Here is a 25,358-nt window from a genome sequence, read left to right as displayed (position 1 = left end):
TACCTTTGATTCTGAATAACAATACATGTTAAAAAAGTCGGAGATGTACTCTTTCATTACTTAACTTAATTTTACCATCATCACCTGAAGTTTAACTGGAGATGAGATGACCTGTATTTTTTAGCGGCAAAACCGGTCTGAACAATGTCACCGTTCGCTTAAACTTAGGAGGAGAGAACCTACATCATGAATCGTCCATATAAACATCTGTCAGAATTAATTGCTCCATTCCAACTTACATGCGAAGAAAATCCCTCCATCACGAGTATCGCGACAGACTCGCGCGAAGTGACAAACGGGAGTCTGTTTATTTGTGTACGCGGTTATACCGTTGATGGTCATCAGTATGCCGAAGAGGCCGTTGCAAACGGAGCCGTTGCAATTTTAGCGGAAGAGCCATTACGTGGATTAGCCGTTCCGGTCGTCATGTTACAGGATACAAAACATGCTGCAGGACAAGTGGCGGATTTGTTTTACGGCCATCCGAGTCAAAAAATGCGGGTTTATGGAATAACAGGTACGAACGGAAAAACGACGACAACAAAATTGACCTATGATTTATTCCGTGCTGCCGGACATAAGGTAGGAATGATCAGTACGATTGGTGCGATGATTGACGGAGAGATGATTGATACACCGAATACGACACCGGAAGCCATCATTTTACATCGTCTGTTACATCAAATGGTCGAGCAGGGCGTCACGGATTGTATAATCGAAGTTTCTTCCCATGCTTTAATGGAAGGGCGCGTCGAAGGAGTACAGTTTTATGCAGCGGCGTTTACGAACCTGACCCATGATCATCTCGACTATCATGCCTCGATGGAAGAATATGCGGAGGCAAAAGCCTTGTTGTTTAAACAAATCGCAACGAGCGGTGGTCAAGCGGTCATTCTTAATGAAGCTGATCCGGCGAGCCACGTCATGGCGAGAGCAGCGGAAGGGGTACCTGTCACTTGGTATGCGACAAATGCGTTGTCGGAAGCACCCATCACGGTGGAATGGAAAGAAGAAACAGTCAGTGTCCGGATTGACGGGACAGTGACTGAGGTTCCGGTCTTTCTTCTTGGAGACTTCAATGCGGCGAATCTTGCGGCGGCAATCGGACTGATGCAGGCAGGTGAAGTCAATATGTACCAATTGATTCGACACATACCGGAACTTCGTTTGCCAAAAGGACGCTTGGAACAGATTCCGTTCGAGGGGTGTGAAGTGTATATTGATTATGCACATACACCGGACGGACTGGAGAAATGTCTGAAAGCATTGTCTCTTCCGGGTGAACCCTTATATCTGGTATTGAGTGCAGCCGGTGAACGGGATCGTTCCAAACGGGCAGTGATGGGACGTATTGCCAGTCAGTATTGTGATGGAATCATCGTGACGGTTCATGACCCGAGGCACGAAAACCCGCAGCAGATCATTAAAGAGCTTCTGAGTGACATCGCTCCCCGGAAAATCATTACGTGTCATGAGTCACGAAAAGAAGCACTTCAGATTGCGGCAAAGATTGCATTGGCCGGAAAGCGGATGGTCATCGTCGGTAAAGGACATGAACGGTTTGAACAGATTGGGACGGAGCATGTTCCGTTCGATGAAATCAAGATTTTAACGGATGAACTGATTCGATTATCCGGTCAAGAGTCTGCCATGTGAAAAACCGACCATTTTTGATTATGGTCGGTTTCTTTTCTCAGCTAAAGCTTCTGCTTTTTTCGTATTGGCAAAATGATATTTTGTCCATTCTTGTAAGCGTTCAGGTCCGTATTTTAACAAGAGGGAAGCAGCGACCTGGTCGACTTTAGCACCGGCTCCTTTAGGAATTTCCATGCCGGTCTGTCGGCTCAATTTGTCCATCTCCTTTAAGAAGATGGCCCGTGCTAGGATAGAAGCTGCCGCGACAGCGACATGTAATCCTTCTGCTTTCGTTGAAAAATAGACATTGTCTTTGACTTGTTTTGTTTCTCCGGAAAGATGTTTATAATAGGTGGCCTTTTCGGCGAATTGATCAATTAAGATGGCTTGCGGCGGTTCTTCCAGTTGAGTGAGTAATCCATTAAGCGCCGCATTATGAAGCAGGGCGGTCATTTTGCCTTGTGTCATCGTCCGTTGCATTTGATTGTAATCCGGATTATGAAGGATACGATATTCATAAGAAATGACAGCATGCAGATCACGCGCAATCGTTCGGATTTCCGGATCAGAGACATTTTTAGAGTCACGGACCCCGAGCTCACGGACCAGTTTGATTTTCGTGCTGTCGACATAAGCAGCAACGACGACTAAGGGACCAAAAAAGTCACCTTTTCCGACTTCATCACTGCCGACAACCGACCAATTGGCAAATCCTTCAGGTAAAGAGCCGCTTGCCGTCGAAGCTGCTTTTTTTGCAACAGGCGAGCCATACCGGGCAGCGACTGTTTCTGCTTCTTGCCCTTGAAACATGACTTTACCTGAATTATAGACGGTCAAAATACATCCGGTTGTTCGGGCGGCGAAACGTGCATACGGAGGAGGAGAGACTTGATGACGTCCAAAATCCGAAATGACGGTTTCTTGTTTTTCTTTTGTTAACTTTAAAACGACTGTTCCCATGGCTTAATCACCCTTTCGGAAATAAGCATACCATCCTTAAGTCGGATGGTGGACTTCTTTTCCTATTTCAAAAATGATGGTACTATATGAATGAAGCAAAGTATGAGGAGGACAGGAAAATGGCTGATTCAGAAGGGTTGAACCGGACGACGATTCATATTGCAGGAAACGATTATACGATTGTCGGAACGGAGTCACCTGAACATGTACGCGAAGTGGGTCTCCTCGTGGATACAAAAATTCGTGAAATCAGAGACCAGGCACCACAACTCGACGTTCGACAAATTGCTGTCTTGGCAGCTCTCAATATCGGTAGTGATTATGTCAAAATCAAAAAGAATTTGGGTGAACTTTAAACATGATTTCTCTTGTTATCTTATTGTTTTTAGCTTTAGGTACGATGACGGGCGTCCGTCGGGGTGCAGTGTTACAGATAGGTCATTTATTAAGCTTGATTATCTCGTTTATCGTCGCTTTATCGTTTTACGATGAACTGGCCGAGAAGTTCAAGTTATGGATTCCCTATCCATCGACGCTGGATGATGCCGGAATTGATTTGACGATGTTTTCCATCCCGAGTTCAGTCGGTTTGGATGAAGTGTTTTACAAAGCCTTTTGGTTCATCGTCTTGTTTTTTGTGACGAAAATCGTGTTATCCATCATCATTGCGATGTTTGATTCACTGACGAATATTCCGGTTCTCAAGCAGGTAAAAGGTCTATTGGGTGGAGTATTCGGATTCATCGAGATGTATATTTTCATCTTCCTGATTTTATTCTTGGCCGCCTTCGCGCCGGTTCAGTCGATTCAGGATGCCATTGCAAATTCGAGTTTAGCCTCGTTCATGATTCAACATACACCAGTGCTTGCAGATTGGTTGATGCAAAAAGTCGGTTTGATAAAATAACGTGCTCCCGTTGAATGGGAGCTTTTTTTGAGGGGAGAATTGAACATGCGGACGATACAAGATGCGATTCGACATTTAGAAAGAATTTCAGTTTATCTCGAAGTAAAAGGGGAAAATCCGTTTAAAATCAATGCGTTTCGAAAGGCAGCGAGTCTGCTTGAAGCGGCAGAACTGGATTTCATGGCAATTGAAGACTTTACAGCGATGAAAGGAATCGGTAAAGGTACGGCCACAGTACTTGAAGAATTTCGTGAAACCGGAACGAGTACAGCTTTGACAGAACTGGAGCAACAGGTGCCGGAAGGATTGATCGCCTTATTGAAGATTCCGGGACTTGGTGGGAAGAAATTAGCAAAATTGCATGAAGTCGGGGTCATTGATGCAGATTCCTTCGCTGAGAAACTGGCGGATGGTACAGTGGAAGCAATGCCAGGCTTCGGAAAAAAGACCGTCGAAAAATACAGTAAGGCACTGGAAACGTTCGAGACGCGACCAGAACGATTACCGTATGGTGTGATGCGCAAAAGTGTCAGTGAACTGGAGCGGACATTAGCCAGGATTGATCAGATCATTCGTTTTGAAGTCGGAGGAAGTTTTCGGCGTGCGGAAGAAACTTGTAAGGATCTCGATTTCATCATCTCGACAGATCAACCAAAAGAAGTGAAAGCACAATTGCTTGAAATTGAACAAATCGATGAAATCATTGCTGCCGGGGAAACGAAGGTCTCGATTGTCCTCAAACGGGACGATGCGTATATTGCAGTTGATTTTCGATTAGTGGATGATTTGGCATTTGCTTCGACGTTACATCACTTTACGGGCTCAAAAGATCATAATGTCCGGATGCGGCAACTGGCGAAAGAGCGCGGCGAAAGCATTTCGGAGTATGGTGTCGAAACCAAGGACGGTCTGTTCCAGCCAAAAACGGAACAGGAGCTGTTTGCCCGTTATGATTTGCCGTTCATCCCACCGGAGTTGCGAGCAGGTCGTCTGGAGTTCGAAGCAGATTTAGACAAGTTGATTCAAGAGGCGGATATCAAAGCGGATGTCCATATGCACACGACATGGTCGGACGGTACGTTGTCTGTCGATGAACTCGTCGATGCTTGTGCGGCGCGGGGATATTCCTGGATGGCGATTACCGATCACAGTAAATATATGAAATTCGTCAATGGATTGACGGAAGAACGATTGCGGAAGCAGCGTGTCGAAATTGAAGCAGCACGCAAAAAACATCCGGAAATGACGATTTTATGCGGGGTCGAGATGGATATTTTACCGGATGGTTCACTGGATTACGAGGATGAATTTTTACAAGAGATGGACTATGTCATCGCCTCGATTCATTCCAAGTTTGATCAGACGGAAGAGGAAATCATGCAACGGCTTGAAAATGCCTGTCGGAATCCCTATGTCTCCTTGATTGCCCATCCGACCGGACGGATCATCGGTCGGCGGGACGGATATGCAGTCAACATCGATCGACTCGTCGAGTTGGCGGCTGAAACCGGGACGGCACTGGAGATGAATGCAAATCCCGGACGGTTTGATTTAACCGCCTCGTCCCTTGCAAAAGCGAAGGCGGCAGGGGTTAAAATCATGATCAATACCGATACCCATCGTCCGGAAATGTTAGAAGATATGAAACTTGGTGTCCTGCATGCACGTAAAGCATATTTGGAGCCATCTGATGTCATTAATACGTGGACTGCAAAAGAAGCGCGTGCTTTTTTTGATCGAAAACGTTTAGGAGTGAAGTAAATGAATGCCAATGCACTACGTGTATTAGAATATGATAAATTAAAAGAACTACTCGCAAAACAAACAGCCAGTTCACTGGGGGCTCAATTTGTGCGGAAGATGGAGCCGGCGGAAGACTTCGAGCAGGTGAAATCGTTGCTTGCTTTGACGACAGAAGCGACGACAGTCTACCGGCTGCGCGACCGTTACCCGTTTGGTGGACTGACGGATGTCCGCAGTGAGGTAAAACGGGCGGAAATCGGCTCTGTCCTCTCGACCAGTGAATTGTTGGCAGTTGCCGACGTCGTCTATTCCGGACGTCAAGTCAAAGCCTTCCAGGAACGGTTGCATGAAGATCACCCGGATCTCCGATTACCGGCGCTTGATAGCCGGATCGAGCAGATTACGAAACTGGTGGAAATCGAACAAGGAATTCGTCACGCCATCGATGATCAAGGAACGGTTCAAGACTCGGCAAGCGATAAACTTCGCTCTTTACGGAGTCAATTACGCTCCCTCGAAGGGCAGGTCCGCTCGAAAATCGACGGTGTATTACGCAGTAAGTCGAAGATGTTATCCGACGCCATCGTCACGATGCGGAATGATCGTTATTGTGTACCTGTCAAACAAGAGTACCGTCAAGCTTTTGGCGGAATTGTCCATGACCAATCGGCGTCCGGTGCGACTTTGTTCATTGAGCCGCAAGCAGTCGTTGCCGCCAACAATGAAATTCAGGAAGCCCGCCTTAAAGAACGAGCGGAAATCGAACGGATTTTAGCCCAACTTTCGGCGCTGGTCGGCTCGGTTGGTGATTCACTTCGAATCAACGTCGACGTCTTGGCAGAACTTGATTTCATCATGGCAAAAGCCTTATACGGTCACACGATTCGTGCCGTTGAACCAAAATTAAATGAAAATCGTCATATCGTCCTGAAAGAAGCACGGCACCCGTTCATTCCGGATGATGAAGTCGTACCGATCACGGTCTCGCTCGGCGGTGAGTTTACGTCACTTGTCATCACGGGACCGAATACTGGCGGGAAAACCGTCACGCTGAAAACAATCGGTTTACTGCAATTGATGGTCCAATCCGGGTTATACGTGCCGGCAGCGGATGAGACAGAGTTGAGTGTTTTTGACGCGATTTATGCGGATATCGGGGACGAGCAGTCCATCGAACAAAATCTCTCGACATTCAGTTCCCACATGACGAACATTGTTTCGATGATGGGGAAAATTGATTTCATGAGTCTTGTCCTGTTTGACGAGCTCGGAGCCGGAACAGATCCGACGGAAGGGGCGGCACTTGCGATTGCCATCTTGGATGAAGTGAAACGACGCGGGGCACGTGTCGCTGCGACGACTCACTATTCGGAGCTGAAAGCGTACGGTTACAACCGGGAAGGCGTTGTTAATGCCTCGATGGAGTTTGATGTCGAGTCGCTCAGTCCGACGTATCGCTTGCTGATTGGTGTACCGGGACGTTCGAATGCCTTTGAAATTTCGAAACGACTTGGGTTAGATGACCGTGTCATTGATGCGGCCCGCGATCAAGTCGGAACGGACGCCCAGTCTGTTGAAACGATGATCGGACGACTCGAGGAAGCAAAACAACGTGCTGAATCCTTAGAGCGGGAATTGTTGCAGGAGCAACAACGATTAGTGGAAGAACGGGAAGAATTCGAGCGGGAACAAGCAGAGATTCATCAAGAAAAAAATGAAATCCTGGCCAAAGCAGAAGAAAAGGCAACGCGTGCAGTCGAACGGGCACAAAAAGAAGCGGAAGCTGTCATCAAACGTCTGAAAGAATTACGTGACGCGGGAGCTGTCAAAGAGCACGAACTGATTGAAGCCCGTAAACAGCTCGAGCAAGCGAAACCTTTGTTACAAGATCAACGGATTGCCAAGGTCAAAGCAAAAACGAATCAGGCTCCGGTCTTTGCCAAAGGTGAAGAAGTAAAAGTGACGACGTTCAACCAGAAAGGATATATCATCAATCAAAATTCGAATGGTGAATATACGGTTCAAGTCGGGATCATGAAAGTAAACGTCAAGCCGGGGGATCTCGCCAAAGTCGGCGAAGCGAAAACGGCTTCGAAAACTAAAAAACGCTCCGGTGGAACAAGCATTACGAAACAATCCGCTGCTTCAGCCGAACTGGACTTACGTGGTGTCCGCGTTGAGGAAGGGCTTGCGAAACTCGACCGGTTCATGGATCAGGCATTGTTATCCAACTACGAACAGATTCGTGTCATCCATGGTCTCGGGACAGGAGCAATGCGTCAAGGAGTACAAGAATATCTACGTGGCAACCGTCATGTCAAAACGCATCGCTTAGGCGGTCAAGGTGAAGGTGGACACGGTGTGACGATCATCGAATTGAAATGAGGCGCGGTTAGGTGAATATTTTTGAAAACGTCTATGTCTACACGACAGCTTTATATTCGGTTGCGGGACTATTGATCATCATGGGTCTGGCACTTTTTGAGTTGACAACCCGATACCGAAACTGGGAACATATCAAGAGTGGAAACATCGCTGTAGCGCTGGCGACCGGTGGCAAGATCATTGGTCTGGCAAATATCGTTCATTTTGCTGTTCAAAGTGAGCAGCGTGTCGGGGCAATCTTTTTAGAGAGTGCCTTCGGATTTTTACTATTGATTTCGACCTATTGGATTTTTGAATTCTTAACTCCGAATCTTCCGGTCGACCGGGAGATCGAAAAAGGAAATATCGCTGTCGGCATCATCTCCTGTTCGTTATCGATCGGGATGTCTTATGTGATTGGTTCAGCGTTAGTGGGGTGAACAGGTGTTAGAACGATTAGCAAAAATCATGTTCGGTGTATCGATTGCCTTTTTGGTCGTCGGTCTGTTATGGATTTTTATGAATTAAAAGAACTGGCTCTGCCGAGTGATTATTCCGTACTGAGATTGATTCAGTACGGAATTTTTATTGGCAGGACACAAAAAAATGAAGGAGGAAACGACTATGAATGTCAAAAAAACCAATACGAATGAAATACGGCGGCGCGCCTTTGAAGCGATGCAACTGATTTCCTGGAAAGATATCTTTTGGGTCATCATCGGTTCAGCTATCCTGGCGTTCGGCATCAACTACTTCACGATTCCGAATGACTTGTCTGAAGGAGGATTGATCGGGATTACCGTCATCTTCTACTACCTGTATGGGTGGGATACCGGTTTAGTCTCGTTAATTGCGAATGCATTACTGTTTGTCGTCGGCTATCGCTTCTTAAGTCGGAAAACGATGATCTATTCTGTCATTTCCGTTGCAACGACCTCGTTTGTCCTGTCGTCAACGGCGTCACTCGCGACGAGTTCCGACAGCCGGCTGATCGGGACGGTCTATGCCGGAATCTTGATCGGTCTCGGAATCGGTCTTGTCATCCGGGCAGGTGGAACGACCGGCGGTGGTGTCATCATCGCCCGGTTGATGAACAAATATCTGAATTTAGGAATTGCCGTATCGATGTTCATCATCGATGTGACGGTTGTCGGGGCGTCCGGATTTTTGTTCGGCGAAGAAACGATGCTGTATACGTTAATTGCCATCATCATCGGTTCGTATTTAATTGATTTGGTCAGTGAAGGATTGAATGTCCGGGAAGCCGTCACGATCATCAGTCACCGTCAGGAAGAAATCGCGACGATTTTGACTGAAACACTGGGACGCAGTGCGACCGTCATCCACAGTCACGGTCATTTTACGAAACAGAAAAACGACATGTTATACATGATTGTCGATAAACGTCAGCTCGCGCCATTGAAACAAATCGTCGAAGCGGCCGATCCGCGTGCTTTTGTCGTCATTCATAAAGTACGGGAAGTCATCGGGGAAGGATTTACGTATCCATCCCGTTAAATGTCTTAAAGCGTCAACCACTCGTGAAATCTCACGGGTGGTTTTTTGGTATGTTTTGAAATACCTGTTATTTGGAAAAAATGAAATTTATTTTAACAGAAGACTAGCCGCTATGGCTGAATTACACGTATAATAAAAATGAATAGTAATTCAGTTACAGGGAGGGAATGGAATGGATTCAGCATGGTTAAAGGATTATCCGGCACAAGTACCTGCATCAATCGACTATCGCGAAGTACCGCTTTATCAAGCACTTGAAGAGGCGGCAGATGAGTTTCCGGAGCGGAGAGCCCTTAGTTTTATCGGGAAACGTATGACGTTTCAGGAAGTACGGCAGGAGGCCCGGAGTTTTGCTCAAGTCCTGCAAGATGCCGGTCTTGAGAAGGGGGATCGTGTCGGTTTGATGTTGCCGAACTGTCCGCAGTATATAATCAGTTACTATGCAGTGCTGTACGCCGGTGGAATCGTTGTTCAAGTCAATCCGTTATATACGGACCGTGAACTGGAACAAATTCTCGTCGACTCAGGCGCGAAGATGCTCGTCACACTCGATTTGCTGTATCCGAAAGCGTCACGTGTCAAAGCGAAAACACGTTTAAAAACCGTTGTCACGACAAGTATTGCTGATTATCTGCCATTTCCTAAAAATAAACTGTATCCGATCAAGTCCCGGAAAGACAATAACATCATCATTGATACGACAGGATCGATTCCTTTTCTGTCCCATCGCGGGAGTGGGATGATTGAACCGGTAAGTATCGATCCAAAAGAAGATATCGCAGTGTTACAATATACAGGTGGAACGACCGGTGCGCCTAAAGGAGTCATGTTGACGCACTTTAATCTAAGTGCCAATGTCGAACAGATCAGTCATTGGTTCTATAAATATTCACGGGGAGATGGGAGAAAGCTATTGGCAGTCGTCCCTTATTTCCATGTCTACGGTATGACATGTAACTTGAACTTCGGTATGTTCAATGCATACGAACAGATCATTTTACCGAAATTTGACTTAGAACAAGTCTTGAAGACGATCGATAAAGAAAAACCAAGCCTGTTTCCAGGTGCACCGACGATGTATGTCGGATTGTTGAACCATCCAAAATTGAAAAAATATGATTTATCCTCAATCGAAGCGTGTATTTCAGGATCGGCGCCGTTACCGGTTGAAGTACAAGAAAAATTTGAACAGGTAACGGGCGGACGGATCGTCGAAGGATACGGGTTGTCGGAAACAAGTCCGGTGACGCATACGAACTGTATTTGGGATAAACGGGTTCCCGGAACAGTCGGAATTCCTGTTTCGGATACGATGGCGAAAATCGTTCAACCGGACGGAGAAACGCCGGCTGCACCAGGAGAAATCGGGGAGATTCTTGTCCGCGGTCCGCAAGTCATGAAAGGATACTGGAAACGCCCGGAAGATACGCAGGCTGTTCTCCGTGACGGATGGTTGCACACAGGTGATCTTGGATATATCGGTGAGGACCATTATTTCCGGATTGTTGATCGGAAAAAAGATTTGATCATTGCCTCGGGATTCAATATTTATCCCCGGGAAGTCGAAGAGATTTTGTATGAACATCCGGCGGTTAAAGAAGCAGTCGTCATCGGTGTGCCGGACGCCTACCGTGGAGAAACAGTCAAAGCCTTCATCGTTTTGAAAGATGACATGAAGACGACAGAAGAGGAACTGGATCACTTCTGCCGGAAAAGTTTGGCGTCATTCAAAGTGCCGAAGCAATATGAGTTCAGACAAGAGTTACCAAAAACGTTTGTCGGGAAAATCCTGCGCCGTGTCTTAGTCGAGGAAGAACGGGCAAAACAACTGGAAGAAAGCAGTTGACAGCTCGAAATGACATGATAGAATAAATATGAATGAACCATCATTCATTTTATGTGTTAGGAGATAGCCTTATGAAAAGAACGATGTCTAAGAGTGATCGCATCATTGATGCGGCAGTGAAGGTGATTGCGAAAAATGGCTACCACGGTGCCAAAGTAACAGCTATCGCGAAAGAAGCAGGCGTAGCGGATGGAACGATTTATCTTTACTTCAAGAACAAGGAGCACTTATTAATTTCTTTGTTCCAAGCCAAGATGGGTAGTTTCATCGAATATTCGGAGGCGCAAATCGCACATCATCAATCAGCGACACAACAACTGGCAGCGCTCATTGAAGCGCATCTTGAACAGTTGTCGGTTGATTATGATTTGGCCGTCGTCACGCAAATCGAGTTACGCCAATCGAATCAAGAGATGCGGCATAATATCGCAACGGTTTTAAAACCGTATCTCCATCTGATTGATCGTGTGATTCGAAACGGGATGGAATCGGGAGAGTTCTCAAACGAGCTGGATTATCGTTTGGCACGGCAAATGGTGTTCGGCACGATTGACGAGGTCGTGACGAGCTGGATGGCGAGCGGGTTTAAATACGAGTTGCTCGAAACGCGTCACGGTATTCATCGCATGTTAATTAAAGGGCTGAGTTAAGCCCTTTTCATGAAAAACTTTTTGTAAGCGGATACAAAAATGATGGTGGTCAATAGAAGTTGATACGAGGGGGAACGAAGAATGGAAATCTACGTCTTGTTAAAACGAACATTTGATACGGAAGAAGCAATTCAGCTCGAAAATGGTCAAATCGAAGAGGATGGTGCAGAATTCATCATCAATCCTTATGACGAATATGCAGTTGAAGAAGCGATCCGTGTACGGGATGCCCAATCTGGAACCGTGACGGTTGTTACCGTCGGACCGGAAGATGCAGACAAAGAACTGCGGACGGCGCTTGCGATGGGAGCAGATCAGGCAGTCCGGATTTCGATTGAAGACGATATTGAAGAAGCGGATCACTATTCGATTTCAGAAGTGTTGGCCGGATACCTCAAGGAACAGACGGTCGATCTGATCATCGCCGGGAATGTAGCGGTTGACGGAGGAAGCGGGCAAGTCGCTCCGCGCGTCGCAGAACTGCTTGACATCCCGTATGTCACGACGATTACGAAACTGGAGTTAAACGGAACCGATGCTGTCGTAACACGTGACTCGGAAGGGGATACGGAAGTCATTAAAACATCGTTACCATTGCTCGTCACGGCACAACAAGGATTAAACGAGCCCCGTTATCCAAGTCTTCCGGGCATCATGAAAGCGAAAAAGAAACCACTCGAAGAACTCGAATTATCTGATCTTGAATTAGATGAGGATGAACTTGCACCCCGTCTTGAAACGGTCGAACGCTTTTTGCCGCCAAATAAAGCAGCCGGTAAAATTCTAGAAGGTGATTTGTCGACACAGGTCCAGGAACTCGCTTCATTATTACGCAACGAAGCAAAAGTTGTTTAAGGGGGAAGAAACGATATGTCAAAAGCACTTGTACTTGCGGAATCACGGGACGGGAATTTACGAAATGTATCATTTGAAGCAATTGCAGCAGCAAATCTAGTGGCAGATGAAGTCGTAGTTGCCTTAATCGGACAAAACGTGGCGGCAGATGCAGCACAACTTGCGACACGAGGCGCCCATCAAGTCCTCGTCGTTGAAGACGAGCGATTGCAGCATTACACACCGGACGGATACGGACAAGTCTTCATGCAACTGCTGGATCGTGTTGCGCCAGACGTCATCGTATTTGGTCATACATCACTCGGTAAAGATCTATCACCGAAAATTGCAGCGAAACTGCAAGCGGGATTGATCAGTGATGTCACGTCAATCGAAGGAACGGGAGAAGATGCTTTTTTCATCCGACCGATCTATTCAGGAAAAGCTTTTGAAAAAGTAAAGGTATCAGAAGGGAAAACGCTCTTTACAGTCCGTCCGAACAACATCGAACCACTGGCTGAAGGCTCTTCCAAAGGGACTGTCGAAGCGGTAACCGTTGAATTGAAGGATTTACGGACAATCGTTTCGGAAGTCGTTCGAAAAGCAACGGGCGGAGTCGATCTATCGGAAGCAAAAGTCATCGTTGCCGGTGGACGGGGGGTCAAAAGTTCGGATGGGTTTGCACCGCTTCAAGAACTGGCTGATTTACTCGGCGGCGCAGTCGGTGCATCACGTGGTGCGTGTGATGCAGACTATTGTGACTATGCCCTGCAAATCGGTCAGACGGGTAAAGTCGTCACACCCGACTTGTATATCGCTTGCGGGATTTCCGGTGCGATTCAACATTTAGCCGGCATGTCGAACGCGAAAGTCATCGTCGCCATCAACAAAGACCCGGAAGCGAATATCTTCTCGGTGGCAGATTACGGAATCGTCGGCGACCTATTTGATGTCGTCCCGTTGTTAACAGCAGAATTCAAAAAAATGCTTGTCCATTAAGACAGCGGAAAGGAAGCGAAGAGTAACTTCTTTGCTTCTTTTTTTTTGCTATGACTTGTCTGAGCAGTTTCGTTTGTTGTAAGGTAGGGCTGTGCTATACTCAAGTCAGTAAAAAGATGGGTTCGATAAATAAATCAAACCAATCTAAAAATAGGAGGTTTTTCTCAATGGCAATCGTACACGCAACTAGCCAGTCGTTTAAAGAAGATACACAAGAAGGTCTCGTTCTCGTTGATTTCTGGGCAACATGGTGCGGACCTTGTCGCATGCTTGCTCCTGTTCTTGAAGAACTCGATGCAGACATGGAAAACGTGAAAATCGTTAAAGTTGATGTTGACGCTAACCCGGAAGTCGCTGGAGCTTTCCAAGTCCAAAGTATTCCGACACTCGTCTTGTTCAAAGACGGTCAACCGGTTAACAAAACAATGGGCTTCATGCCTAAAGATGCATTAAAAGAATTCGTCGAAACATCAAACTGATTCTAAGCACACTTTCAAAAGGCATTCCGTCAATCGACGGAATGCCTTTTTTGAGTGAAATCAATTTATCGGCGAACAAAGTTCAATCAGATGACCGTCCGGATCGAGCACGTAGGCAACAGTTTGCCCCCACGGTTTTTCAGTCGGAGGCAAGATGGTTTTGTGACCGGCCTTTTTAATCTGTTCAAACAAATGAGCCACATCCTCCGTCACAAAACCAAGTTCCATCGATTGTTGAACGGTTTTGTCCGGAATTTCATAGGGAATGATGGAACGAACGTCTTCTTTTGTATTGAAGGCAAGAATCGTTGATCCGGTGTCAAATTCCGTATAACTTCCATGCTCAGCTTTAATCGGAAGCCCAAGCAGACCATGATAGAACAGGCGGGTCTTTACGGGATCAGTAATGTATAGAATCGTATATCCGTAACGAACCATGTTAACCCCTCGCTTTCATCAATCAGTCTTCAAGTAACGAAGCAATGTCAGATGCCGGTGTCGGATAAGCAAAACTTGTTTTTTGCAAGGCGGAGCTTGGAATCCGGTGTTGCATCGCGAACGAAAAATAATTGGCCAGTTCTGCAGCATGGACGCCGATGAAATGTGCTCCGAGAATCTGATCGTCTTCCCCGATCAATACTTTTGCCCGAGCGAACGGGTCTTTGATTCGGACATTTGTTTGCCAACTCGAGGTATCAATTAATTTTCCGCGGTATCTTGTATTGTTTTGTTTTAGACTGGCCTCCGTCTGCCCGACTTTTGCAAGGTTCGGCGTGGTAAAGACGATACTCGGCACAGGAAGTAACTCCAGTCGGCGTCTATTACCTTCAAGCATGTTACAGGCCGCAAGACGTCCTTCCGTCCCAGCGAAAGGAGTCAAGGCAGGGTTTCCGCTGACTGCGACATCACCCGCTGCATAAATGTTCGGAGCGGAAGACTGTAAATAGTCGTTCACATGGATTCCTTTTTCTTCGTAAACAACACCTGCTTTTTCCAATTGCAAATGTTCGATGCTTGCGATACGACCTGTTGCATTCAAGACAACGTCAGCTTCTAAGCGTGTTCCGTCGGAAAGCGTCAACGTCGTGTCCGAGTATGATACGGCTTCCGTTTCATGAAGAATCTGAATACCGAGCGCTTGTGTCGCTTCGAGCAAGACGGAAACCAATTCGTGTTCAAATTGTTTAAGTGCACTTGAACGAAGAAGAATCGTCACTTCGGCACCGGCGATTCGTGCCAGGTGAGCAAATTCAAACGAAATGTATCCTCCACCGATGCAAACCAGGCGACGGGGGACATCCCGTAATTCCAGAAATTCATTACTGTTGAGAAAACGTTCACTTCCGGGAACGGACAGCTCGCGTGGTCGAAGGCCGGTCGCAATCAAAAATTGTTCGGCCTCCAACTCGATATCATCAACCAGAAGCTTTTTATTGGATAGAAAACGCGGTTCACCGTGATAGTAGTCAATACCCAAGTCATCATACCGATTTCGGGTTTGTTCCGGGATGGCGCGTGTGTATTCATTTTTCCGTTCCATCAGTTGGCGCCAGTCAATGGATACAAGGCCTTTTAGTCCATATCCCAGCAGACGTTCGACGGCATCCTTTGCTTCACTGCCGGTGAGTAGAATCTTTTTAGCATCACAACCGCGTTGGGCACACGTACCGCCCGGTGTAAAATTTTCGATGATGGCGACGTTAAGTCCTTTTTCAGCAAATTTATAAGCTGCTTGATTCCCGGCTGAGCCTGTACCTATTACAATGCAATCGTATGTACGCATTTTTTATCCCCCATGTGTCATAATCAATGTATGATATTTACCCTATAACGTAAAACTAGAAACGGTGGAAGGAGACATTTTTGTGAGTCATCAAGAACATATTAAGGCGAAATTATCCCTTTTACCTGACGAACCAGGCTGCTATCTGCATAAAAATCAATTCGATGAGGTCATTTATGTCGGAAAAGCCAAAAATTTAAAGAACCGTGTCCGGTCTTATTTCACCGGAGCGCATGATTTAAAGACAGAACGGCTTGTCGCAGACATTCGTGATTTTGAATACATCATCACCGGAAGCGAGCTCGAAGCCTTGCTTCTTGAGATGACGCTGATCAAGAAACACGATCCGAAATACAACATCATGCTGAAGGATGATAAATCCTATCCGTATCTTAAAATTACGAATGAGACGTATCCGCGTCTGATTACGACCCGTAAATTAAAAAAAGACGGCGGACATTACTTTGGTCCTTATCCGAACGCCTATGCTGCGAACGAAACGAAACGTCTGCTCGACCGATTGTATCCATTGCGAAAATGTCAGCCGATGCCGAAGAAATTGTGTTTGTATTATCATATTGGTCAATGTCTCGGCCCTTGCGAAATTCCGAACCTGGAAGGCGTTCAAAAAGACATCGTTTCGGAAATCCGCCGTTTCTTGTCGGGAGAAACAAAAGACCTGGTCCAGTCATTGCAACAAAAGATGAGTGTTGCAGCGGAGGAGATGGAATTCGAGCGGGCAGGGGAGTTACGTGACCAAATTCGGGCGATTGAATCGATCATGAATAAGCAAAATATGATTACAGCAGATTTGACTGCCCGGGATGTCTTCGGGATTTATGTCGATAAAGGATGGATGTGTGTCCAGGTCTTCTTCCTGCGCGGTGGAAAAATGATCGAGCGCGATGTATCGCTGTTTCCGATTTACGGAACACCGGCAGAAGAGCTCGAGAGTTTTATCGTTCAGTTCTACGAAAAAAATATCAAGCCCAGCGAAATTTATGTACCGCCCCTCGTCAATCAGATGTTGCTAAAAGAAGCGCTGAACCTGCGTGTCCATGTCCCGGTGCGAGGGTCAAAACGTAAGTTGCTTGATCTTGCGACGAAAAATGCGGAGAATGCAATCGGCGAACGGTTCGAACTGATTGCCCGTGATGAAAAGAAAACCGTTCAGGCTGTCCAGGAACTTGCCGATGCGATTGGTATCCATCCGTTATCGCGGATTGAAATCATTGATAATGCCAATATCCAAGGTGCTGATGCCGTCTCGGCACTCGTCGTTTTCGAAGACGGGAAGCCGCTCAAAAAAGAATATCGCAAATTTAAGATTAAGACCGTCAAAGGACCGGATGATTATGAATCGATGCGGGAAATCGTCCGACGGCGTTACCGACGCCTTCTGCTCGAAGGAGCTCGATTACCGGATCTCGTTTTGATTGATGGTGGACTCGGCCAATTAAATGCGGCACTTGAAGTCATTCAAGATGAACTGGGGTTATCCCTGCCGGTCGGCTCACTGAAAAAAGATGATAAGCACCGGACGAGTCAATTATTGTTCGGGGAAGGCGGGCAGTTGATTGAACTGCATCCGCGTTCGAGCGCGTTTTATCTGTTGCAACGCATGCAAGACGAAGTCCACCGATTTGCCATCACGTTCCACCGGTCATTGCGCTCAAAAGGAATGACCCGGTCGTTGCTTGACGATATTCCCGGAGTGGGGGCAAAACGCCGTCAACAGTTGATCCGTCATTTTGGATCGATGCGGAGTTTGAAGAAAGCGAACATCGAACAGCTGACGGAAGCGGGCTTACCCGTTAAGTTAGCGGAGACGGTTGCGGAATATCTCAGTCAGACGAATGAAGAATAAAATAAAAAAAGAAACGCGCCATTCCCTCGGATTTCTGATAGAAAGCGAGAGGCTGGCGCGTTTTTTTATAGTGGTCCTTCAGATTAAGTTAAAGCATTGGTTTTAATTGTTGATATATTTTTCGTAGAACGAACCAAAGTCTTTTTGATTCCATTTGTAATAATGACCCTGTAACCAGTCGAACGACTCTTGAGATAAGTCTTTGAACGTTTGCGGGACATTCATGTCGCCTTGGCGAAGACCGCCGAGAATCGTCACGGAATGATTCAGTGAACTGTTGGCGAACTCAAGCATTTTTTGTCCTTCGTATTGCTTCTCGGCAATCGCAAGAAGTGCTTTGTAGAGATCCTTCACGTGTTCAAGCTGTTTTTTATCGACATCAATCGAGTAATGTTTTCCACCGATTTCGAACTTGATTTCGACATCAAGGTCGACTGTACCGGCTGTTTCAAACATGACATGACGAATCGGGTAATGCGCATATGGATAACGATAGAGAACACGTTTTGAGCTGACGGCACTTTCGCCATCAAGGTGAACAAGCGCTAGGTTCGTAAAACAATACTCATCTGTTTTCGATTTGATTAAAAAATAAATTTTTTCGCCGTCTTCATGTAACACATAGTCATCCGCGGCGGCCTTGTCAAAATCGTCCGGGTGAATCACTTGCCCAATATCACTGAATCCTGTTAAATCGGCTGCTAGTTTCTTGAACATAAAAAATTCCTCCTTTGGTAGATGCGACTGAGTATTGATACGGCAATCAGACTAAAAAGGTTTCATGTTTCAAGAATTCGAGATTTGCCTTCAAACTCCTGTCCGGATTTCAAAGTGAACGTTCAATCGGATCTTTTGGATCCATCTCAATTAAAATCTGCACGTGGGTTTTATTTAATTCAGCGTATCCTTCAGCCACACAACCATGCAGTCGGGAAAATTGTTCCGCTAAAAAGCCGGCTTCCAGTTGAAAATAACCTGCAGGACGGTCGAGGCGTGTCGATTCGGGCGGTGTTAATAAAAAACTCAGGGAGTTTCCTTTTTGTTTCTTTAGTTCGAGATGTCCCCAACCTGCTTCGTAAAAAAAGGGAGTCGCTTCTTCGGCACTTAAGATCGGGAATTCACGTGCCAGTCGCTTGCCTGCCCAATAGATGACATGGCGATAATCTGTTCCTAGTAAATCCATCAGCACATAGTCGCGAATCAGTTCGATTCCGAATGCGGAAGAGGGCGTTGGTACTGAATCCATCAACAATCACTCCTATCTCTGAAACTATTATAGCGGGGTAATTCTCCTCGGTCATTGTTTTCCTGAAAAAATTTGCAGTTATTTGCAGTTAAATGCAACGGCTCGGGTTGTCTTATAAAAAGGACAGGAGTAGAATAAGTGATGAAAAGACGAATTTCCTTATGAAAGCGCTTTTCTACCAAAATGCGCCAACGTTTGATTGGCAAACAAAAGGGGGGATTTGGATGGCGAATCATCGTGATTTCGTGGGGCGTAAAATACACTCACTGCTCGGCGTCATTCCAATCGGGTTATTTTTACTTTCTCATTTTACGACGAACTATTTCATCGTTCGTGGGGAGGAAGACTTTAATAAGGCTGCGGAAGTCGTGGGGAGCGTTCCGTATCGGTTGTTCTTGGAAGTGTTTGTCATCTTCATTCCAATCATCCTGCACGGTATCTACGGTGTTTACATCGCATTTACAGGTTCCGCGAACACAGGTCGTTATACATACTTCCGGAACTGGATGTATGTGCTACAACGCTTTTCAGGTATTTTCCTCGTCGTGTTCATCACATGGCACGTTTGGGAAACACGGATTGCAGCAGCAATGGGTACGGCAGTTGATGCGAGTATGATGCAAAATATCGTCGATAACGGATTCATGCTTGCCTTCTACATCGTCGGAATTTTAGCGACGACGTTCCACTTGGCGAATGGTCTCTGGACGTTCTGCATCACATGGGGAATCACACAATCACCCGCTTCTCAAAAAGCGATGTCTTATGTGGCAGCCCTCGTATTCATCGGATTATCGTTTGTAGGCGTACGCTCGATCTTGACGTTTGCAGGCGTGTTGTAAGGAAAGGGGAACTAACAACATGGCGAATAAGAATCTTGTCATCATCGGTGGAGGACTCGCCGGTTTGATGGCTACGATAAAAGCAGCAGAACAAGGTGTACCCGTTAAATTATTTTCACTTGTGCCCGTCAAACGTTCACACTCCGTTTGTGCGCAGGGGGGGATCAACGGGGCCGTCAACACGAAAGGGGAAGGTGACTCACCTTACCAACATTTGGACGATACGGTATATGGCGGCGATTTCTTAGCCAACCAACCACCCGTTCAAAAGATGACGGAAGCAGCACCGAAAATCATCCACATGTTCGACCGGATGGGTGTCATGTTCAACCGGACACCGGAGGGATTGCTTGATTTCCGTCGTTTCGGAGGAACATTACATCACCGGACGGCTTATGCCGGTGCGACGACAGGTCAACAATTGTTGTATGCACTCGACGAACAGGTCCGTAAGTTCGAAGCGCAAGGTTTGGTAGAAAAATATGAAGGATGGGAATTCCTTCGTGCAATCATCGATGAAGAAGGTATTTGTCGCGGTGCGGTATGTCAAAACTTACGTTCGATGGAAATCGAAGCGTTCGCAGCTGACTCAGTCATTTTAGCAACAGGCGGTCCGGGGGTTATCTTCGGAAAATCAACAAACTCGGTGATCAACACAGGGCAGGCGGCGGCAGCTGTCTACCGTCAAGGTGCCATTTATGCGAACGGCGAGTTTATTCAGATTCACCCGACAGCGATTCCGGGGGATGACAAACTGCGTCTCATGAGCGAATCAGCACGTGGTGAAGGCGGACGCGTCTGGACGTATAAAGACGGCAAGCCATGGTACTTCCTGGAAGAAAAATATCCGGCTTACGGAAATCTTGTGCCACGTGATATCGCGACGCGCGAAATCTTTGATGTTTGTGTCAATCAGAAGCTTGGTGTCAACGGGGAAAACATGGTCTACCTTGACCTTTCCCACAAAGATGCAAAAGAACTGGACGTCAAACTGGGTGGGATTCTTGAAATCTACGAAAAATTCGTCGGAGATGATCCACGAAAAGTACCGATGAAAATCTTCCCGGCAGTCCATTACTCAATGGGTGGATTATGGGTCGATTATGATCAAATGACGAACATCCCGGGCTTATTTGCATCCGGTGAGTGTGATTACTCGATGCATGGCGGTAACCGTCTAGGGGCAAACTCATTATTGTCTGCCGTATACGGCGGAATGGTCGCTGGACCGGCAGCCATCGCTTACATGAACGATCTCGATCAGTCTGTCCATGAAATGCCGGAAGAAGTCGTCGAAGCACATAAGATTGCAGAAATCAACCGTTTCAACGACATCCTCGCGATGGAAGGTACGGAAAATGCGTATCAAATTCACCGTGAACTCGGTGAAGTCATGACGGATAATGTCACGGTTGTCCGTTACAATGACAAACTCGAGCAAACGCTTGAGAAAATCAAGGAACTCCGTGACCGCTTCACACGTATTTCGGCAACGGATACAGCACGTTGGAGCAACCAGGGCGCATCATTCATCCGTCAACTCGATCATATGCTTGATCTTGCGGAAGCGATTACGCTTGGAGCCCTGAAACGGGACGAGAGCCGTGGTGCCCATTACAAACCGGACTTCCCGGAACGTGATGACGAACGGTTCTTGAAAACAACGATGGCCCGTTATACGAACGGTCATCCGGAAATCTATTACGAAGAAGTCGATACATCATTGATTCCACCACGTAAGCGCGACTATAGCAAGAAGTCGAAGAAAGAGGTGAAGGCATAATGGCGACACCACTCGAACAGAAAACGAATCAAAAGCCGGTTCAATTCATCGTCCAACGTCAAGATGGACCAGATGGTAAAGCATATGATGAAGCATTTGAAGTCCCTTACCGCCCGAACATGAACGTCATTTCGGCCTTGATGGAGATTCGTCGTAATCCGGTCAATGCAGCCGGAGAAAAAACGACACCGATCAACTGGGATATGGGCTGTCTCGAAGAAGTATGTGGCGCGTGTTCAATGGTTATCAACGGAACGCCCCGTCAATCATGTACAGCACTTGTCGACAAGCTCGAGCAACCGATTCGTCTTCAACCGATGCAGACGTTCCCGATTGTCCGTGACCTTCAGGTCGACCGTCAACGGATGTTTGATGCTTTGAAGAAAGTCAAAGCTTGGGTACCGATCGACGGTACGTATGATTTAGGTCCGGGACCACGGATGCCGGAAAACAAACGTCAGTGGGCATATGAACTTTCGAAATGTATGACATGCGGTGTCTGTCTGGAAGCGTGTCCGAACGTCAATGACCGGTCGAACTTCATCGGACCGGCAGCGCTCTCGCAAGTCCGTCTCTTCAACTCGCATCCAACCGGTGCGTTCCACAAAGAAGAGCGTCTTGAAGCTTTGATGGAAGACGGCGGAATCATGCAGTGTGGAAACGCACAAAACTGTGTTGAAGTGTGTCCGAAAGGGATTCCACTGACAACATCAATCGCGGCAATGAACCGTCAGACGACATTGCACTCATTCAAGAAATTCTTCGGAAGTGACGAAGGACGTACGGGTGAAGCAGTTAGTCATTAATACAAAAACGTAAAATTAAAGAAGGGGCGATGCTCCTTCTTTTTATAGTTTAAGGAGGAAATGATTGTGCGTGTACCTAGTTATATCAATGATTTAGATCCATGGTTGGAACAGATGAAACACGGGACGCGACTTGATGTCGCGGTCCGATTCGCTGAAACCGACGCTTACGGTCATATGAATAATCGGGTTCCCTTCGTTTATTTCGAAGATGTCCGGACTCTGATGCTAGAAGAAACGGGCTACTCGCTTGCTGACGACGGCATCGTCGTCGTCGCGGATGCACAGTGTAACTACATCCGACAAGTCTATCCGCGGGCCCGTCTTGCCGTCTACGCCTATCCTGTACAGGTCGGAACGGCTTCGTGTGATGTGCATTACGCAGCGTTCAGCGAACAAGAGGAATTGATGTTTACAGGACGGACCTCGATGGTTCAGATTGATCGTTCCGGGAATGCCTTTCCATGGAATGAAGCATATAAAAATTCCTTGCAGAATCGATTCGAATCCGTTATCATTTGATAATGAGTTCACATATTCGAAAACGACTCACTAGTACGTTATTAGTGGAGGGAGATTTCTTAATCATGGAAAAAACATTCAAAGTCATCGCGGATTCAGGCATTCATGCTCGTCCGGCAACACAACTCGTCAACACAGCTTCTAAATTCCAATCAGACATCAACTTGGAATACAACGGAAAGACTGTAAACCTCAAGTCGATTATGGGTGTTCTTTCACTCGGAATCGCAAAAGACTCAGACATCAAAATCGTTGCAAACGGTGACGATGCTTCTGAAGCTATCACGACTCTTTCAGATATGCTGACAAGCGAAGGTCTTGCTCAGTAATCCTTTATCGTACATTCTTGGACGCCGGTCTTGCACCGTCGTCCTTTTTTGTTACCATATGAGATGAGAGGAAAGTGAGGGGAAATCGTGAATAGATCAATTGGAGTATTAGATTCTGGGGTTGGTGGATTGACGGTCGCACGTGAATTGATGCGTCAGCTGCCCCATGAACAAATCATATATGTCGGAGATACGTTACGGTGTCCGTATGGTCCTCGGCCGGAAGAAGAAATTCGTCAATTTACGTGGGAGATGATTGATTTTCTTGTCGCCCAAGATGTGAAATTGATTGTCATCGCCTGCAATACGGCGACAGCCGTCGTCCTGAAGGAAGCCCGGCAAAAGTTGTCGATTCCAATCATCGGTGTCATCGATCCGGGTGCACGGGCTGCGGTTAAAGTCACACGTTCGAAACGAATCGGTGTCATCGGTACGAAAATGACGATTGAAAGTAACTCGTATGAAAAAGCATTACGTCATGTCGAGGGACAAGTCGTCGTCGAGTCGTTGGCCTGCCCACCGTTCGTCCCGCTTGTTGAATCATCCCAGACAAGTGGACCGTATGTGGAACGTGTCGTTGCGAACACTTTAAAACCCTTGCTTTCGTACGATATGGATACACTGATTTTAGGGTGTACACATTATCCGTTGCTTGCAGAAGTCATTGGACGAGTCATCGGACCAGACGTCCAGCTGATTTCTTCGGGAGACGAAACCGCACTTGAAGTAAGTGCTTTGCTTGATTATAACGGCATCACATCAGCACACGATACCGTTCCGGAGCATGTCTATCATGCGACCGGTGATACACGCTCTTTTGAACGAATCGCCAGTGACTGGTTAAATCAACCGGTCCAGGCAAAACGGTTAGTGTTAGGAACGGAGGAAGAAAAATGCGTTTAGATCAAAGAGCACAAGCAGACATGCGAACGATTCAGTTCGAGACGGGTGTCAATAAACACGCAGAAGGATCGGTGCTGATATCGGTTGGTGATACACGGGTCTTATGTACAGCGACGGTCGAAGAAAAAGTACCGCCCTTCCTGCGTGGGAAACGACACGGATGGATCAATGCCGAGTATGCGATGTTACCGCGGGCGACAGCACAACGGACAGGCCGGGAATCCGTTCGAGGCAAGCAGACAGGACGGACGATGGAAATTCAACGATTGATCAGCCGGGCATTGCGGTCTGTCGTCAATCTTGAGAAATTAGGCGAACGAACGGTTTGGATTGATTGTGATGTTCTTCAAGCAGATGGTGGAACCCGGACAGCGGCCATTACAGGTGGTTTCCTGGCGCTCGTCTTAGCGGTTGACGGATTGATTCAAAGCGGTAAGCTGACGGATACACCAATCAAAGAAGGAATTGCAGCAGTATCGGTCGGGAAAGTCGGGACGGAGTTATTGCTTGATCTTTGTTATGAAGAAGACGCAGCGGCAGATGTCGACTTGAATCTCGTCATGACATCGTCCGGAAAAATCGTCGAACTGCAAGCGACAGGAGAAGAAGCAACCTTTTCTCGCAAAGAAATGCTCGATATGCTCGAACTTGGGGAAAAGGGTATTGAAGAACTCCTCCATGCGGCGGAACAATCGTTAGGCGCCTCGTGGTGGTATGTCGGGGAAGAGGTGGAGCACGGATGAAAATTATCGTAGCAACGAGAAATCCCGGAAAAGTCGGTGAGTTTCAGGCGATGCTTGCAAGACTCGGATACGACGTTGAATCCTTACTGGATTATGAGACGGCGCCTGAGACCGAAGAGACCGGATCGACATTTGAAGAAAATGCGGAATTGAAATCCAAAGAGGCAGCGGCCTATTTTGGTCATGCCGTACTGTCGGACGACTCCGGGCTTGAAGTGGATGCGTTAGACGGAGCACCGGGTGTCTACTCGGCCCGTTTTGCAGGAGAGGACAAGTCAGATGCTGCTAATAATGCGTTGCTGTTAGAAAAGTTAGCGGACACACCGGCAGAACAGCGAACAGCTCGATTTGTCTGTGCTTTGTCACTGGCAAAACCTTCGGGTGAAACATTGACTGTCCGTGGGACGATGGAAGGACGGATTGGATTTGAATTAAAAGGAACAAACGGTTTTGGTTATGATCCATTGTTTATTATTCCGTCCTTAAATCAGACGGCGGCCGAATTAACGAAAAGTGAAAAGGCGGCCATCAGTCATCGTGGACAAGCGTTGCGAAAACTTGAAGCGGCATTAACTACTTTTTTGGGAGAGTGATTTTAA

The 25,358-nt window shown here is 46.8% G+C and carries 26 protein-coding genes; 21 read left to right on the top strand and 5 right to left on the bottom strand.

What is annotated here, in order from left to right:
* The first annotated feature begins 186 nt into the window (after positions 1 to 186).
* The gene (locus tag ACP26N_RS11740; RefSeq protein WP_426353888.1) at positions 187 to 1,656 is read left to right on the top strand and encodes a UDP-N-acetylmuramoyl-L-alanyl-D-glutamate--2,6-diaminopimelate ligase; all 1,470 of its coding nucleotides are present in this window, start codon (positions 187 to 189) and stop codon (positions 1,654 to 1,656) included.
* An 18-nt stretch (positions 1,657 to 1,674) separates the two neighbouring features.
* On the opposite strand, the gene rnhC is transcribed toward ACP26N_RS11740, so the two are convergent.
* Positions 1,675 to 2,595, bottom strand: a complete 921-nt coding sequence (gene rnhC, locus ACP26N_RS11735; RefSeq protein WP_188004586.1) for a ribonuclease HIII — start codon at positions 2,593 to 2,595, stop codon at positions 1,675 to 1,677.
* A 119-nt stretch (positions 2,596 to 2,714) separates the two neighbouring features.
* Here rnhC and zapA point away from each other — a divergent pair, with 119 nt between their 5' ends.
* The 11 genes from zapA to trxA all read left to right on the top strand — a co-directional run bounded on the left by zapA (position 2,715) and on the right by trxA (position 13,935).
* Positions 2,715 to 2,951, top strand: a complete 237-nt coding sequence (gene zapA / locus ACP26N_RS11730) for a cell division protein ZapA (protein ID WP_012371043.1) — start codon at positions 2,715 to 2,717, stop codon at positions 2,949 to 2,951.
* A gap of 2 nt (positions 2,952 to 2,953) precedes the next feature.
* Entirely contained in the window at positions 2,954 to 3,502 is a 549-nt protein-coding gene (locus tag ACP26N_RS11725) for a CvpA family protein (protein WP_114595277.1), read from the top strand.
* Positions 3,503 to 3,547: 45 nt separating this feature from the next.
* Positions 3,548 to 5,263: a DNA polymerase/3'-5' exonuclease PolX gene (gene polX / locus ACP26N_RS11720; RefSeq protein WP_426353886.1), complete on the top strand. Its 1,716-nt coding sequence runs from the start codon at positions 3,548 to 3,550 to the stop codon at positions 5,261 to 5,263.
* Positions 5,264 to 7,630 (top strand): endonuclease MutS2, encoded by a 2,367-nt coding sequence (locus ACP26N_RS11715; RefSeq protein ID WP_426353885.1) that lies wholly within the window; start codon positions 5,264 to 5,266, stop codon positions 7,628 to 7,630.
* Between the two features lie 11 nt (positions 7,631 to 7,641).
* Positions 7,642 to 8,049, top strand: coding sequence for a DUF350 domain-containing protein (locus ACP26N_RS11710; RefSeq protein ID WP_012371039.1), 408 nt, complete (start codon positions 7,642 to 7,644; stop codon positions 8,047 to 8,049).
* A 184-nt stretch (positions 8,050 to 8,233) separates the two neighbouring features.
* Positions 8,234 to 9,127, top strand: coding sequence for a YitT family protein (locus tag ACP26N_RS11705; protein ID WP_114595280.1), 894 nt, complete (start codon positions 8,234 to 8,236; stop codon positions 9,125 to 9,127).
* Between the two features lie 172 nt (positions 9,128 to 9,299).
* A complete protein-coding gene (locus ACP26N_RS11700; protein WP_426353884.1) occupies positions 9,300 to 10,973 on the top strand; it encodes an AMP-binding protein in 1,674 nt (557 codons plus the stop codon).
* Positions 10,974 to 11,044: 71 nt separating this feature from the next.
* Entirely contained in the window at positions 11,045 to 11,623 is a 579-nt protein-coding gene (locus ACP26N_RS11695) for a TetR/AcrR family transcriptional regulator (protein ID WP_012371036.1), read from the top strand.
* A gap of 81 nt (positions 11,624 to 11,704) precedes the next feature.
* Entirely contained in the window at positions 11,705 to 12,478 is a 774-nt protein-coding gene (locus ACP26N_RS11690; RefSeq protein ID WP_114595283.1) for an electron transfer flavoprotein subunit beta/FixA family protein, read from the top strand.
* Positions 12,479 to 12,493: 15 nt separating this feature from the next.
* Positions 12,494 to 13,456 (top strand): electron transfer flavoprotein subunit alpha/FixB family protein, encoded by a 963-nt coding sequence (locus ACP26N_RS11685; protein ID WP_131972408.1) that lies wholly within the window; start codon positions 12,494 to 12,496, stop codon positions 13,454 to 13,456.
* 116 nt (positions 13,457 to 13,572) lie between these two features.
* The gene (gene trxA / locus ACP26N_RS11680; protein ID WP_131502768.1) at positions 13,573 to 13,935 is read left to right on the top strand and encodes a thioredoxin; all 363 of its coding nucleotides are present in this window, start codon (positions 13,573 to 13,575) and stop codon (positions 13,933 to 13,935) included.
* A 60-nt stretch (positions 13,936 to 13,995) separates the two neighbouring features.
* Here the strand turns inward: trxA and ACP26N_RS11675 are convergent, their stop codons facing one another.
* A complete protein-coding gene (locus ACP26N_RS11675) occupies positions 13,996 to 14,373 on the bottom strand; it encodes a VOC family protein (RefSeq protein ID WP_426353883.1) in 378 nt (125 codons plus the stop codon).
* Between the two features lie 22 nt (positions 14,374 to 14,395).
* Positions 14,396 to 15,718 (bottom strand): dihydrolipoyl dehydrogenase family protein, encoded by a 1,323-nt coding sequence (locus ACP26N_RS11670; RefSeq protein ID WP_131502766.1) that lies wholly within the window; start codon positions 15,716 to 15,718, stop codon positions 14,396 to 14,398.
* Between the two features lie 82 nt (positions 15,719 to 15,800).
* On the opposite strand from ACP26N_RS11670, the gene uvrC reads away from it, so the two are divergent.
* Positions 15,801 to 17,585, top strand: coding sequence for an excinuclease ABC subunit UvrC (gene uvrC / locus ACP26N_RS11665; RefSeq protein WP_426353882.1), 1,785 nt, complete (start codon positions 15,801 to 15,803; stop codon positions 17,583 to 17,585).
* Between the two features lie 102 nt (positions 17,586 to 17,687).
* Here the strand turns inward: uvrC and ACP26N_RS11660 are convergent, their stop codons facing one another.
* Positions 17,688 to 18,302: a PH domain-containing protein gene (locus ACP26N_RS11660; protein WP_012371029.1), complete on the bottom strand. Its 615-nt coding sequence runs from the start codon at positions 18,300 to 18,302 to the stop codon at positions 17,688 to 17,690.
* 109 nt (positions 18,303 to 18,411) lie between these two features.
* Positions 18,412 to 18,831, bottom strand: coding sequence for a DUF2507 domain-containing protein (locus tag ACP26N_RS11655; RefSeq protein ID WP_131502764.1), 420 nt, complete (start codon positions 18,829 to 18,831; stop codon positions 18,412 to 18,414).
* 224 nt (positions 18,832 to 19,055) lie between these two features.
* Here ACP26N_RS11655 and ACP26N_RS11650 point away from each other — a divergent pair, with 224 nt between their 5' ends.
* From ACP26N_RS11650 to ACP26N_RS11615, 8 genes are all read left to right on the top strand, one after another.
* Positions 19,056 to 19,673, top strand: coding sequence for a succinate dehydrogenase cytochrome b558 subunit (locus tag ACP26N_RS11650; protein ID WP_114595289.1), 618 nt, complete (start codon positions 19,056 to 19,058; stop codon positions 19,671 to 19,673).
* Positions 19,674 to 19,692: 19 nt separating this feature from the next.
* Positions 19,693 to 21,456, top strand: coding sequence for a succinate dehydrogenase flavoprotein subunit (gene sdhA / locus ACP26N_RS11645; RefSeq protein WP_012371026.1), 1,764 nt, complete (start codon positions 19,693 to 19,695; stop codon positions 21,454 to 21,456).
* Positions 21,456 to 22,262 (top strand): succinate dehydrogenase iron-sulfur subunit, encoded by an 807-nt coding sequence (gene sdhB / locus ACP26N_RS11640; RefSeq protein WP_114595290.1) that lies wholly within the window; start codon positions 21,456 to 21,458, stop codon positions 22,260 to 22,262. Before sdhA ends, sdhB begins: the two co-directional genes overlap by 1 nt.
* A gap of 66 nt (positions 22,263 to 22,328) precedes the next feature.
* The gene (locus ACP26N_RS11635; RefSeq protein WP_131502762.1) at positions 22,329 to 22,784 is read left to right on the top strand and encodes an acyl-CoA thioesterase; all 456 of its coding nucleotides are present in this window, start codon (positions 22,329 to 22,331) and stop codon (positions 22,782 to 22,784) included.
* 65 nt (positions 22,785 to 22,849) lie between these two features.
* Positions 22,850 to 23,113 carry a phosphocarrier protein HPr gene (locus ACP26N_RS11630; protein ID WP_012371023.1) on the top strand — a complete coding sequence of 88 codons (264 nt, stop codon included), beginning with the start codon at positions 22,850 to 22,852 and terminating at the stop codon, positions 23,111 to 23,113.
* An 87-nt stretch (positions 23,114 to 23,200) separates the two neighbouring features.
* Positions 23,201 to 24,016 (top strand): glutamate racemase, encoded by an 816-nt coding sequence (gene racE / locus ACP26N_RS11625; RefSeq protein ID WP_188004578.1) that lies wholly within the window; start codon positions 23,201 to 23,203, stop codon positions 24,014 to 24,016.
* Positions 24,007 to 24,759, top strand: coding sequence for a ribonuclease PH (rph, locus tag ACP26N_RS11620; RefSeq protein ID WP_188004577.1), 753 nt, complete (start codon positions 24,007 to 24,009; stop codon positions 24,757 to 24,759). The genes racE and rph overlap by 10 nt, the downstream gene beginning before the upstream one ends.
* On the top strand, positions 24,756 to 25,352 hold the full coding sequence (locus ACP26N_RS11615; RefSeq protein WP_426353880.1) for an XTP/dITP diphosphatase: 597 nt from the start codon (positions 24,756 to 24,758) through the stop codon (positions 25,350 to 25,352). The genes rph and ACP26N_RS11615 overlap by 4 nt, the downstream gene beginning before the upstream one ends.
* Positions 25,353 to 25,358: the final 6 nt, after the last annotated feature.

Origin of the sequence: Exiguobacterium sp. R-39 (assembly GCF_049942815.1) — a bacterium.
Classification (GTDB): Bacteria; Bacillota; Bacilli; order Exiguobacteriales; family Exiguobacteriaceae; genus Exiguobacterium_A.
The sequence above is the reverse complement of the archived record's forward strand: the minus strand, read 5'-3'. Positions and strand labels throughout refer to the sequence as shown.

Excerpts from the sequence above, each read along its gene's own strand:
- ACP26N_RS11740 (WP_426353888.1), top strand. The coding sequence starts at position 187 with ATGAATCGTCCATATAAACATCTGTCAGAATTAATTGCTCCATTCCAA.
- rnhC (WP_188004586.1), bottom strand. The coding sequence starts at position 2,595 with ATGGGAACAGTCGTTTTAAAGTTAACAAAAGAAAAACAAGAAACCGTC.
- zapA (WP_012371043.1), top strand. The coding sequence starts at position 2,715 with ATGGCTGATTCAGAAGGGTTGAACCGGACGACGATTCATATTGCAGGA.
- ACP26N_RS11725 (WP_114595277.1), top strand. The coding sequence starts at position 2,954 with ATGATTTCTCTTGTTATCTTATTGTTTTTAGCTTTAGGTACGATGACG.
- polX (WP_426353886.1), top strand. The coding sequence starts at position 3,548 with ATGCGGACGATACAAGATGCGATTCGACATTTAGAAAGAATTTCAGTT.
- ACP26N_RS11715 (WP_426353885.1), top strand. The coding sequence starts at position 5,264 with ATGAATGCCAATGCACTACGTGTATTAGAATATGATAAATTAAAAGAA.
- ACP26N_RS11705 (WP_114595280.1), top strand. The coding sequence starts at position 8,234 with ATGAATGTCAAAAAAACCAATACGAATGAAATACGGCGGCGCGCCTTT.
- ACP26N_RS11700 (WP_426353884.1), top strand. The coding sequence starts at position 9,300 with ATGGATTCAGCATGGTTAAAGGATTATCCGGCACAAGTACCTGCATCA.
- ACP26N_RS11695 (WP_012371036.1), top strand. The coding sequence starts at position 11,045 with ATGAAAAGAACGATGTCTAAGAGTGATCGCATCATTGATGCGGCAGTG.
- ACP26N_RS11690 (WP_114595283.1), top strand. The coding sequence starts at position 11,705 with ATGGAAATCTACGTCTTGTTAAAACGAACATTTGATACGGAAGAAGCA.
- ACP26N_RS11685 (WP_131972408.1), top strand. The coding sequence starts at position 12,494 with ATGTCAAAAGCACTTGTACTTGCGGAATCACGGGACGGGAATTTACGA.
- trxA (WP_131502768.1), top strand. The coding sequence starts at position 13,573 with ATGGGTTCGATAAATAAATCAAACCAATCTAAAAATAGGAGGTTTTTC.
- ACP26N_RS11675 (WP_426353883.1), bottom strand. The coding sequence starts at position 14,373 with ATGGTTCGTTACGGATATACGATTCTATACATTACTGATCCCGTAAAG.
- ACP26N_RS11670 (WP_131502766.1), bottom strand. The coding sequence starts at position 15,718 with ATGCGTACATACGATTGCATTGTAATAGGTACAGGCTCAGCCGGGAAT.
- ACP26N_RS11660 (WP_012371029.1), bottom strand. The coding sequence starts at position 18,302 with ATGTTCAAGAAACTAGCAGCCGATTTAACAGGATTCAGTGATATTGGG.
- ACP26N_RS11655 (WP_131502764.1), bottom strand. The coding sequence starts at position 18,831 with ATGGATTCAGTACCAACGCCCTCTTCCGCATTCGGAATCGAACTGATT.
- ACP26N_RS11650 (WP_114595289.1), top strand. The coding sequence starts at position 19,056 with ATGGCGAATCATCGTGATTTCGTGGGGCGTAAAATACACTCACTGCTC.
- sdhA (WP_012371026.1), top strand. The coding sequence starts at position 19,693 with ATGGCGAATAAGAATCTTGTCATCATCGGTGGAGGACTCGCCGGTTTG.
- sdhB (WP_114595290.1), top strand. The coding sequence starts at position 21,456 with ATGGCGACACCACTCGAACAGAAAACGAATCAAAAGCCGGTTCAATTC.
- ACP26N_RS11630 (WP_012371023.1), top strand. The coding sequence starts at position 22,850 with ATGGAAAAAACATTCAAAGTCATCGCGGATTCAGGCATTCATGCTCGT.
- rph (WP_188004577.1), top strand. The coding sequence starts at position 24,007 with ATGCGTTTAGATCAAAGAGCACAAGCAGACATGCGAACGATTCAGTTC.
- ACP26N_RS11615 (WP_426353880.1), top strand. The coding sequence starts at position 24,756 with ATGAAAATTATCGTAGCAACGAGAAATCCCGGAAAAGTCGGTGAGTTT.